The following is an 11,313-nucleotide window of genomic DNA, read 5'->3' on the forward strand; positions in this document are numbered from 1 at the left end:
TTGGCGATGTCTTAAGATATTGTTTACCGTGATTGCAGGTTGTTCTGGGATACGCCTGCCGGATGATCGAGCGCTGTCAGGCCGAGTATGCCTGCGAGCTTGCGCGCAGCGGCATCCCAGGTGAAAAGGCTGGCCTGACGACGCCCGCTTTCCCGCAAGGTGGCGTACAGGTCGGGATCTGCTGCGAGGCTGGTGATCTTCTCCACCCACTGATCGGGGTTATGTGGGTCGGCACGTAAAGCGGCATCACCGCACACTTCCGGTAGGGCGCCACAGGGGGCGATGATTGCGGGGCAACCCAGGATCATGGCTTCGAGCGGCGGTAGACCGAAACCTTCGGTCGTCGAAGGGCAAGCAAAGGCCAATGCATGGGTCATAAGGGCGGCGAGTTCGCCATCGTCGATCCGACCGACGAAATGCACATTGGGTGGCACTGCGAAGCCGAGATCCTCGAAGGTCGACTTGCCGGCGGCGCCGAACAAGACAAGGGTCAGATGCGAAAGTCTCTCGTCGGCGAATGCTTGGAACAGAACACGGATGTTCTTGTGTGACTGGGTGCTCGAGAGGGCGAGCACATAACGCCCTTCCTTAAGGCCACTGGCGTTAACGAACCCATCGACCGGGGTGCGGGCGAGGACATGATCGCACCCGTTGTAAAGGACGGTGATCTTCTCTGCAGGGGCGACGCCATAGTGAACGAGTTGCTGCTTCGAGTATTCTGATACCGTGAGGATCTGGCGGTTGGTGCGGCCCAGCAGCGGCTGGACCAGTCGGTACCACAACCTGAAGCTCAGCGAATAGGAGGCGGGGGTCAAGTAGACCTGGGCATCATGGATCATGGTGAGGGAATCACCGTGCAAGAGAGGTCCCATGTTGCAAAGATTCACCAAGGTGGCGCCGCGGGCGAGCCAGGGAAGGTTTATCTGTTCCCAGGGGTACTCTCGCGGGAGGCCGCTGGCGAAACCCTGCTTGTTCAAGCGGATCTGCGAAAAGGACGGCGTGCGCGTTGCTGTCGTGGGGGCGACCACCGACATCTCGGGAAGCTTTGCAGCATCGCCGTGATTGACCATGAGGCGTTCGAATGCGCGGATCAGTTCTTCGGCGACGCGGTGAACGCCGGTCGGAGAGACCGTCAGAAACTTGCCGTTGAAGACGATCGGTTTCAAGCGCTCTTGTCCCAAACCTGCGGTTCCATCGGAGCTTTGCGATTCTGCCGGGCGATGCAGTCGTCTATCGACGTCTTCAGCTCAGCGCGAAAACGCTCGGGTTCGAAGCTCGTGGCATGGGCGCGCAGAACAGCAGGCTCAAACATGCTGCTGTCCGCCTCGAAGCGGGTGAGGGCCGCGCACAGGGCATCGACGGTCTGCTCGTGGAAGAATATGCCGGTCTTTCCATCCAGAACGGTTTCCAGGGCTCCACCTCGGGCGAAGGCGATGACCGGCCGGCCGCTCGCCATGACTTCGAGCGGGACGATGCCGAAATCCTCCACGCCCGGATAGATGAGGGCGCGACAGTTGGAGAAGCAGCGCTCCATCTCCGCATCCGACACGGCACCCAGGAAACGCACTGTCGGCCCCGCCGACTGCTTGAGCCTAGCGCTGGCGCCGTCACCGATGACCACCAGCGGCAGGTTCAGGCGCGTGCAGGCGGCCACGGCGAGCTCGATCTTCTTGTAAGGCGTGATTTGGCCCGCGCAGAGATAGAAGTCTTTCGGGCCATCGGAGATCTTGAAGCGACTGACCTCAACCGGTGGGTGGATAACCTCCGCATTGCGGCGATAGAACTTGTTGATGCGTTTTGCGACATAACCGGAGTTGGCAATGAAGTGATCAACCCGATGGGATGTGGTCACGTCCCACTGCCGCAGGCCGGGTGCTGCCATGAACAGCACGGCCCGAGCCAAGAGGCCGGATTCGGCCATGTATTGCGGATAAAGGTCCCACACGTAGCGCATCGGCGAATGGCAGTAGCAAATGTGCAGAGCGTCCGGACGGGTGATGACCCCCTTGGCCGGGCCGGCTTCGCTGGAAATCACCAGATCATAGGCCGTAAGATCGAGCGATTCCAAAGCATGGGGCATCAGCGGCAACATCTTCTGATAATGCCTGCGCCCGCCAATTTTCTGCAGAAACGATGTGGTGATGCGATGCCTCCGGATTTTTGGCGACAAGCGCTCCGGATCTGCGACCAGTGTGAAAATGTCGGCATCAGGAAAAAGGTCGCAGAAGGCCTCCAGGACCTTCTCTCCTCCTCGCATGCCGACGAGCCAATAATGTACCAGGGCGACCTTCAAGAGAAACTCCACGGAAGTGGTTGTGCGTCCACATGACGAGACCGATCAGTCATAGCAGCTGCGAATATCTGAAAAGCGTGAAGAACAAGACCAGCATTGCCACAAGAAAAGGGGTGCTCGTGTAATTTCTGTATGAATCCGGGACCGATGCGATTGGAAAAGACAAATTTGGTTAATGTCTCCTATCGGCCCGAGCGCGGCTCCCGGTATTCCTCAAGAGGGTCAGGTTGTACAGATTCACCTTGTTTCTCTTCTTTCGCTGCTTTGACGGGCCGCGATCTGAGACGGTGGATTAACCATTTCCGTCGTTTTCGGTCGCAAAGATCCCGGATTCATACAGAAATTACACCAAAGGCGGATTTTATCCCCGTCGTCGCCGCTTTCGCGGGCCGTGGCCGAGACTCTTCAGGAGGCGTGCCGTGCGGCCTCGTGAGACGTGTGACCTTAATGGGTCCAGGCCCGGTCATGATGCCTAAAATTCCGGATGCACTTGCATCCGACATCTGACGCAGGAAGGCATAGTGTATGCAAGACGCAGGTTTGAAGAACGTCCTGGTTTTCGGCGGTTCCGGTTTCATTGGAACGCGTCTGGTCGCGCGTCTTTCGGGCGAAGGGCATCGCGTCGTGTCGGTGGATATCCAGTCTCCGCGCACCCGCCTTGCCGGGGTCGTCTATCTTCAGGGCGACGTGCGGGACCTCTCCGGTTTCGATCCTGGTATGCCGATCGACCGGATCTACAATCTCGCGGCCATTCATACGACCCCGGGGCATCCTGACCACGAATATTATGAAACCAATATTCTCGGTGCGAACGCCATCGTCGCTTTCGCGCGGCGGCTTGGGATCGGGGAGATCGTGTTTACCAGTTCGATTTCCGTCTACGGACCGGGAGAGGAAACGAAAAGCGAGACGACGCCGCCTGCGCCGGTTTCTCCTTATGGCTGGTCCAAGTACATGGCCGAGCGCATCCAGATGGCCTGGCTGGAAGAGGATGCCGGCCGCCGTCTGGTCATCTGCCGGCCGGCCGTGATTTTCGGACCTGGGGAAGGCGGCAATTTCACCCGCATGGCAACCCTGCTGAAGAAAGGCTTCTTCGTCTATCCGGGTCGCAAGGACACGATCAAGGCCTGCTTCTATGTGGATGATCTCCTTGAAGCTCTGCAGTTTGCCGTCGATCGGCCAGAACGGTTCGTTTTGTTCAATGGCTGTTATCCCGATCGCTATACGCTCGAGGAGATCGTCGAGACCTTTCGCAGGGATCATATGCAGGGTGTTCGAACCTTCATGGTGCCGCGCGGTGTGGTGAGCGCGGCCGCCGCCGTCTTGAAGCCGTTTTCGGCCATGGGGCTTGGTATCCATCCGGATCGCGTGACGAAACTGGTGAAATCGACAGATGTTGTGCCAGGGTGGCTTTCCTCGGTGGGGCTTGCCAGCGCGGGCAGGCTGCCTTCGGCCATCGAGCGGTGGAATACGGCAAGCGGCGGGCAGTTTGTTTGAAGTGTCGCGTCGTTGACGAAGACGGGTTCTGCCCGCAACTCGGAATTGGTGTGCAGAGTAGATTGGCGGGAGAGACCGCGTCGGGGAAAATGGCCATGGGGAAGGACAAACTTACGCTGGCCGTCGCCATCGCGACAGCAGGACGACGGGATATCCTCACGCAGACCCTTGCCTTCATGAACAACCAGAGCCGCAAGCCTGACGAGTTTCTCGTCTCGCCGGCACGTCCCGAGGATATCGATCCGGAAGGGCTGCGCCATTATGACGGCGTGGTACGAGTGATCGATAGCGCGGTCGGTTCGTCCCACCAGCGCAATGCCATGATCAGGGCATCGACGGCGGATGTCATGGTTTTCTTCGATGACGACTTCCTGCCTTCTGCCTCTTATCTCGCCGAAGTCGAGACCCTGTTCCTGGCCGACCCGAAGATTGCGGTCGCGACCGGCTACGTGATCGCAGATGGAGCGCTGGGGCCGGGGCTCGAAATCGAGGAGGGGCAGGCGATCCTGGCGCGCGACAGGTATCGCGGGCCCCCTTCTGTGAAGCCGACGTTCAATGGCTATGGATGCAACATGGCGATCCGTCTCGCACCGGCGCTTCGCCATGGCATTCGTTTCGACGAGAATCTGCCGCTCTATGCCTGGCTTGAAGATGTCGATTTTTCCCGGCAGATGGCGGTTCACGGAACCGTGGTGGAGGCCAGCCAGTTGCGCGGGGTTCATCTCGGCACCAAGAAGGCGGGTCGCAGCCCTGGCCGGCGCCTCGGCTACTCGCAGATCGCTAACCGGATCTATATCCAGCGCAAGGGCAATATGACCCTTTTTCAGGTCTGGGACGGCAATATCCGCAACCTCTGCGCCAATCTGTTCAAGAGCCTCAAGCCGGAGCCCTGGGTGGATCGGCGGGGACGCCTTTCGGGCAATATTCTGGCGCTGAAGGATCTCGTGGCCGGCAGGCTCGATCCGAAAAAAATACTGGACCTGTGACTGTGAAGCGTTCGAACGGGCCGAAGGAAGGGATGCCGATGAAATTCTCGCTGATCATATCGACCCTTGGGCGCCCGGCGGATGTGCTGGAATTCATCCGTACGATTGATGCACAGACATGTCGGGACTTTGAACTCATCATTGTCGACCAGAATGACGATGACCGGCTGGCCGAGGCGATTGGGGTGCTGAACACGCCCTTTACCTTGAAATATCGGCACGTGCCGGGAGTTCGCGGGGCAAGCCGGGGACGCAATCTCGGCTTCCAACTGGCTGAGGGCGACTATGTGTGTTTCCCCGATGACGATTGCAGTTATCCTCCACGCCTTCTCGACGATGTTCTCGCACTGTTTGTCGAAAAGGGTGTCGATATCGTCTGCGGCCGTGCAGCGGACGAGAATGGACGCGACATCAACGGGCGTTATGCGCAACAGGCGCAATCAGTTTCTGCAGCAAACGTTTTTTCGACGCAGATCGAGTGGATGCTTTTCTTCACGAGGGCCGCATTCGAGGGCGTGTCCGGGTTCGATGAGGATGTCGGCGTCGGCGCCTCGACGCCATGGCAGGCAAACGAAGGGCAGGACATCGTCCTGCGCATGATTGCCCGCGGATATCGCGGCTGGTACGATCCCGCGCTCTTCGCCCATCATCCGGAACTGAACGTGTTTACTCCGGACGGCCGGATGCGGAAGAAGGCGCGCGGTTATGCCCGGGGGATGGGATATGTCCTCGGCCGCCATGGCTACTCTCTGCGGTTCTTTGCAAGTTACATCATTCGCTCGATCGGTGGCATGGCGTTGTCGCTGCTGCGATTGAACTGGGCGAGGGCTGTCTATTATGCAAACGTCACTGCGGGGCGCGTCGAAGGTTACATAGGCGGCAAGCGCGAGGCACGGCTTGCCGCTCGACGAGAGGGGTCCAACAAAGTGGAGCAGATGGCATGATGCATGTCGCGTCAACCGATCTGGACCAGACGGAGACCCTCGCGCTCCCGGGAAAGCGCGCCCGGCCGGTCAGTTTCGACAGGCTTGCCGGCATGTATCATGCAGCATCGGGTGATACGGCCATCCTCCTGATTTCCCCGTGGGGGTTCGAGGAGCTCTGCTCCCGCATGACCTATCGCCTTCTCGGCGAAGATCTTGCCGAGCTGGGCTATCCCTGCCTGCGTTTCGACCTCCCGGGAACCGGACACTCGGCACTTGCCAGCGCCGAGATCGATGACGAGCATGCCTGGCGGAAGGCGGCCTGCAAAGCCTATGACCAACTCCGCAACCTCACCCAGGCACGGCGGATCATTGTCCTCGGACAGGGTTTGGGCGGCTTGCTGGCCGCCGACCTCGCACAGGAGAGGCCGGTCGCCGGGCTGGTACTACTTGCACCGGCTTCGCAAGGACGCAGCCATCTGCGCGAGATTGCGGCATGGACAGCGATGACCAAGGCGGAATTCCACGTCACGTCTGCCGATGGTCCCCCGGAAGGCTTCATGTCGGCCGGCTTCGTCATGTCTGCAGCCACGGTTGCGGAAGTTCGCCAATTGAAGCCGCTCGGAACTCTGCCCGCCGTCGTGCAGAAGGTCTTGCTCGCAAGGCGTCCCGAGAATGCTGGAGATGTCAGGCTTGCGGAAGAACTCGCAAGCCACGGCCTGGACGTCGATGACATCGATTTCAAAGAGCACGCCGATTACGTTTCCAGTCCGATTTTCGGTTCCGTGCCGCGAAAGACACTGGACACGGTTCTGGATTGGATCAGGCAGAATTTTCCGGTCACAGACCCTTCCCGGACACCTGCTCTTGCGATCGAGACGGAAGCCCACATTGACGGCGATGGATATGCGGAAACGCTGGTTCGTTTCGGGCCGGCGGACATGTTCTTCGGTGCCCTGACGACCCCGGCCACTCACCGTGCTCCCAAGGTTGGGGTCCTGCTCCTCAATGCCGGTGCTGATCATTCGATCGGGTGGGGACGTTTTGCGGTCGATCTGGCCCGCATTCTGGCACGACAGGGCTATGCGGCGATGCGGATCGATCATGCCGGCATCGGCGAAAGCCCTCTTTGGCCGGGACAGCGGCAGCCCGTCATGTATTCGCTGCGCGCCAATGACGATGTCCGGTGTGCGATCGACTGGATGGTGTCAAAGGCCGGGGTCGAGCATGTCGTGCTTCTCGGACGTTGCAGCGGAGGCTATCCCGCGTTCCTGTCGGCTGTCGCCGACGACCGGGTCGCGGCCTCCGTGCTGATCAATATGCGAAAATTCCATTGGGAGCCGGATGAGGATTTCCTGAAGGTGGTGCCGCGTGTGACGCTGACACGGGAGGAGCAGTTCAAGCGTCTGGTGTCCGGGCAGATCCCGTTGGCAACGATCCTGCGCAAAGTCTCGTCCGTCATCTGGACGAAGGTCGATCGGGCGCTCGCACCGGTGCTTCGCAACCGTTCACAGCATTTTCGCTTCGAGAAGACCGTGCGGGAACGCCATTGCGCACTCACCTCGAGAAACACACCGCTATTTCTGCTCTACAGCGCAGGAGACCCCGGACTGAACGACCTTGCCGCATGGGCGGGCAACGGGTTTGCCAAGCTATCTGCGCATCCGAATGTCGATGTTCAGACCGTCGAGGGGGCTGACCACAACCTCACGCCGCTTGCGGCGCGGAGCGAGGTGACGGACAGAGTTCTCGAGTTTTTGCGCCGGCACTTCGCAGAACACATCGAAACGCCATCCGAGACGCAGCCCAGTTAAATGGCGAGATCATTGGCCATAACTCGGCACCGTATTGCCGATGACCAGGTGACAGGAGAACTGGCATGACCGCCAGGTATGAAATCGTGGTGATCAGCCTCGCCGACGCAGTGGATCGTCGAAGCGCCGTGTCGCAGAACCTGCAAGGTCGGGACGATGCGGCGTGGCGGTTTTTCGATGCGCTCAAGGCCGACAGCGATGTCTCTGGCCTGACGAGCAGTCCGGAGCGGCAGATCGCGCGCTATGGCCGACAATTGGGTGCCAGCGAGATCGGTTGCTTCAAAAGCCACTATGCGGTCATGCAGGCTTTCGTGCGCGAGGGGGCTACCCCTTGGCTCCTCATTCTCGAAGACGATGTGTGGCTCGACCCGGCTTTCGATCTCACGGAGGTGATCGATGCCGCTGAGCAGAGAGACCTCAAATGCGTGCGCCTGTTCGCGAAGATGTACAAGCCGGCACGGGTGATCGGCATGCTGAGCGGTTTTCGGCAATTGATCCAGTACAAGACCGATCCTTATGGGATGCAGGCCTATCTGATCAGCAAGGCTGGGGCTGCAGCCTTGCTCAATTCCATCGCTTCGATCGATCTGCCGATAGATGACGAGCTCGGCCGCTTCTGGCGGCACAATCTTCCGCCAGTCAGTGTTTTCCCGTTTCCGGCGGTGGAGAAAGCCGTTCCGTCCAATCTCGAATCCGACCGCAAAACGCATGGTGCTTCGCGGGTTGCGTGGCGTTTTGATCTGATCGCGTTTCGGGTGGGCGAGAAGCTTCGAAAGATGGCTTTCAATCTGCGTCACTGAATGCGTGACAGCGGGGCGAGTGCATCTCAAGCATCCGGTTCCGTCCGTGAGCGGACGCGCGAGAACAGCCTGCCGGCAAATTGGAGCGCTATCGCCTCGACACCGGCCGGGCGTCCTGCTTGCACCCAAAGACCATAGACACAGATTGCGTAAGTGAGACAAAACAGCATGCCGGACGCGAAGAAGGACACGTACAGGTGTGCTTCGAAATCTAAAAGTCGGTCGCAAAGCAGCAGTACGATCACACTCGGGATGACAGCCAGGATCGGTCGGACCGTCACCTTGATCTGAGACGCGAAATCAAGTCCGGCGACGGAGCGCACCAGTGCGAGCGACGACAGGGTGACCGCGAGGGAGGCCCCGGCGCGTGCCACCACGGCGCCCGCCGCACCGAAGAAGACGACGCCGAAAATGCAAAGAGGGATGCGCACAGCGAACTCGATGCCGGACCGAACGGCCAGGCTGCGCGATCTGCCGAGCACCATGACCAGGGGCGACATGGGAATTGCGGGCACGCTCAGCAGACTGGCGATCGCGAGGCCAGCCAAAATGGGGGAGGCCTCGACCCATTCCGGTCCCAGAAGCACCAGAATGACCGGCCCAGACAGAACGGCCATGAAGACGAAAATGGGCATCAGCAGAAGAATGAGACCGGCGCTGCTGCTGAGATAGGCGTCGTGAAGTCGATCTTTCTCCTGCGCGGAGGCAAAGGCGGCCATTAACGGCGCCGCTGCTGGCGCGGCTATGGCCTGATAAGGCAGGGCCGAAATGTCGTTGACTGCTGCGAAGCGGCCGAAGGACGCCACTTCGATAAAGCGCGGCAAGAGGATCCGGTCGATCTGCCAGTTTACCGCAGCGATGGTCTGTGAGACGAAATTCCAGCCGACGAGATCCGAAAAAAGTGGCCAGTCAGCCAGGGTCAGGCGCGGCCGCATCGGCGCCATCACGTAAGAGGCCAACATCATCACGGCGGGCGTCATCACCGTGCCGGCCGCGATTGCCCAATAGCTGCCCGTCGTGATGGCGAAAGTGATCGCGACGACCGCCGCGAGGGCTTTCCCGAGCAATTCGAGTACGCTTTTGCGTCGGAAGTCCAAGGCTTTTTCGAACAGGACCATCGCCGGACTGATCAGCCCGCGCATGGCCGGGGCGAGTGCCAGGACGATCACGAGATGGATCAGCCTTTCGTCTCCGTACAGCTGCGCAACCGGCCAGGACAGCGCCGCCATCAAGCCCGCCACCATCAGTCCGCGCAGGAAACCGAGCGTAAAAGCCGTAGACAGAGCGCGGTCGGTGATATCGGGCAGGCGGATCAGCGCAGAGGAGAGCGGCAATTCCAATACGGCCTCGACGATTAAAATCAGCGTCATCGCGGTCGCCACCAGTCCGAAATCGGCGGGGCCCAGAAAACGCGCCAACACCAGAAGGGTGAGAAAGTCCATGACCCGCGATGCGAGGCGGGCACCGATCGTCCAGAGACCGGCATGGATCGTCCTATCGGTCAGGGGGGCCGCTTTCGGTTCCACGATCAGGCCGTCCTTCGATTGGTCGTTGGTCGTCTGTGCGGAGAAATCGGCCTGGTCGGCGCCCGAAGAGGTGCATCGAGAGCCGTCGCCGCAGCCAGCCCGTAGATGCAGGCGTTCATGATGCCGAAATCGGCAGAGGTACCGGCAAGAATGCCCATGAGCAGCACGGGTGGAAGGTAGAAGCGCACGGCGGTAAGGACCGCGGCGCCCTCAATGTCGCCGGGACGCGCGCGGCGCAAATAAGTTTGCAGCATGAAGCCATAATAAAGGAGGCCGCCGACAATACCGGTGTTGCTGAAAACGGCGACCAGTCCGTTCGATGCACGCGTCGCTCCCATTCCGACGCCTAAGCCCCAGGTGTCGATCAGTGCCTTGAGCGACACCGCGGTCCACATGCTCCGTTCCTCGAAGGAATCGGACGAAGTCTTTTGGAAGATGATCGTGTCCACCAGCCGCACAAACGGATCGAAGATGCTGGGGTTGAAAAGAGCAAGCAGGTAGATTGCACCCAGTGCGAGCACCAGCGCCCAGAATTCCAGGACCAGGCCTTCGCGCGCCCGGCTTCCTTTTTCATACATCAGCAATCGCCAAAGCCATTCTGCCGCTGCCACGCAACCGAAGACGGCCAGGCCGCCATAAGCCGCCGATGATGTGGAGAGCAGGGCAAAAACCGCAAGCAGCACGATTAGGAAAGGCGCGCCGATCAGGCGCAGCCAGGGACGCGTAATGGCGCGGCGAAGGAAATAGATCGCCGTCAGGAAGCCGACCGCCAGGGATCCGAAGGCGGAGGCTTCCGGCATCAGCCCGACGACGCGCTTTACGTTGGCGATCTCCACATCCGTCAGATAGACGTAGGTCGCCGTACGAAACATGTCGAGATAGGGTCCAAGACCCGCGAGGTCGAGCAGTCCCGTCAGAACGACCATGGCTCCCCCGACGCACAGAGCAGCCAGGACATGCTGGCGGATCTGGGGAGCCTTGAAAGCCAAAGCGCAGGCAAACACGGTGATCACCGAGATTGACAGATACAGCATCTGCGAGATGTTTTGTGGCGTGGGATAGAGGGGTTCCCCGTTCGTCGCCTCCTCAAGGCGCATCGGGATGATGGTGACCATCCCAGCGAAAATCCGCGGCATGAACAGCGTCGCCCAGATCGCGACGATCCAGAAAAGGGTCAGCAACAGGCATTGCGACGGGCGAAGGGCGATGCCGAGCATACGCGACAGGCCGTTTTTGCCACCGGCATAGATGAAGATGATCACCAGGGCGATGATGGGGGGTGGGGTGAAGCTCAGCCCCTTGGTCAGCACGGGCGGAATGACGGCAAAGGAGCCGAACGCCATGGAGGCGAACAAGAGATAGAATATGAACGGACCACGGCTGGCGACCGCCGCGAAAAGCAGCACCCAGAACAGAATGATGGATACGAACTCCATGTCGCTCTCTCGCTGGCCCGACACAGGTGGAAGCATTC

At 60.0% G+C, this 11,313-nt stretch carries 9 protein-coding genes; 5 read left to right on the forward strand and 4 right to left on the reverse strand.

Features of this window, described 5'->3' with window-relative positions:
- Positions 1–23 precede the first annotated feature (23 nt).
- A complete protein-coding gene (locus tag ACT53S_RS21670) occupies positions 24–1,166 on the reverse strand; it encodes a glycosyltransferase family 4 protein (RefSeq protein WP_476068547.1) in 1,143 nt (380 codons plus the stop codon).
- A complete protein-coding gene (locus tag ACT53S_RS21675) occupies positions 1,163–2,257 on the reverse strand; it encodes a glycosyltransferase (RefSeq protein ID WP_476068600.1) in 1,095 nt (364 codons plus the stop codon). The genes ACT53S_RS21670 and ACT53S_RS21675 overlap by 4 nt, the downstream gene beginning before the upstream one ends.
- A gap of 561 nt (positions 2,258–2,818) precedes the next feature.
- On the opposite strand from ACT53S_RS21675, the gene ACT53S_RS21680 reads away from it, so the two are divergent.
- The 5 genes from ACT53S_RS21680 (at position 2,819) to ACT53S_RS21700 (ending at position 8,313) form a co-directional block, all read left to right on the forward strand.
- Complete coding sequence (locus ACT53S_RS21680) at positions 2,819–3,790, forward strand: NAD-dependent epimerase/dehydratase family protein (RefSeq protein ID WP_476068548.1); 972 nt, start codon at positions 2,819–2,821, stop codon at positions 3,788–3,790.
- 95 nt (positions 3,791–3,885) lie between these two features.
- Positions 3,886–4,776, forward strand: coding sequence for a glycosyltransferase family 2 protein (locus tag ACT53S_RS21685; protein WP_476068549.1), 891 nt, complete (start codon positions 3,886–3,888; stop codon positions 4,774–4,776).
- Positions 4,777–4,814: 38 nt separating this feature from the next.
- Positions 4,815–5,720 carry a glycosyltransferase family 2 protein gene (locus tag ACT53S_RS21690; protein ID WP_476068550.1) on the forward strand — a complete coding sequence of 302 codons (906 nt, stop codon included), beginning with the start codon at positions 4,815–4,817 and terminating at the stop codon, positions 5,718–5,720.
- Positions 5,717–7,513 (forward strand): alpha/beta fold hydrolase, encoded by a 1,797-nt coding sequence (locus ACT53S_RS21695; RefSeq protein ID WP_476068551.1) that lies wholly within the window; start codon positions 5,717–5,719, stop codon positions 7,511–7,513. The genes ACT53S_RS21690 and ACT53S_RS21695 overlap by 4 nt, the downstream gene beginning before the upstream one ends.
- Before the next feature lie 89 nt (positions 7,514–7,602).
- On the forward strand, positions 7,603–8,313 hold the full coding sequence (locus ACT53S_RS21700) for a glycosyltransferase family 25 protein (protein ID WP_476068552.1): 711 nt from the start codon (positions 7,603–7,605) through the stop codon (positions 8,311–8,313).
- A gap of 26 nt (positions 8,314–8,339) precedes the next feature.
- Here ACT53S_RS21700 and ACT53S_RS21705 read toward each other — a convergent pair whose 3' ends face one another.
- Both ACT53S_RS21705 and ACT53S_RS21710 read right to left on the reverse strand, forming a co-directional pair.
- The gene (locus ACT53S_RS21705; RefSeq protein ID WP_476068553.1) at positions 8,340–9,839 is read right to left on the reverse strand and encodes an oligosaccharide flippase family protein; all 1,500 of its coding nucleotides are present in this window, start codon (positions 9,837–9,839) and stop codon (positions 8,340–8,342) included.
- Between the two features lie 2 nt (positions 9,840–9,841).
- Entirely contained in the window at positions 9,842–11,275 is a 1,434-nt protein-coding gene (locus tag ACT53S_RS21710) for a hypothetical protein (RefSeq protein ID WP_476068554.1), read from the reverse strand.
- Positions 11,276–11,313 lie beyond the last annotated feature (38 nt).

The sequence above is a fragment of the Allorhizobium sp. DMC15 genome, assembly GCF_056314065.1.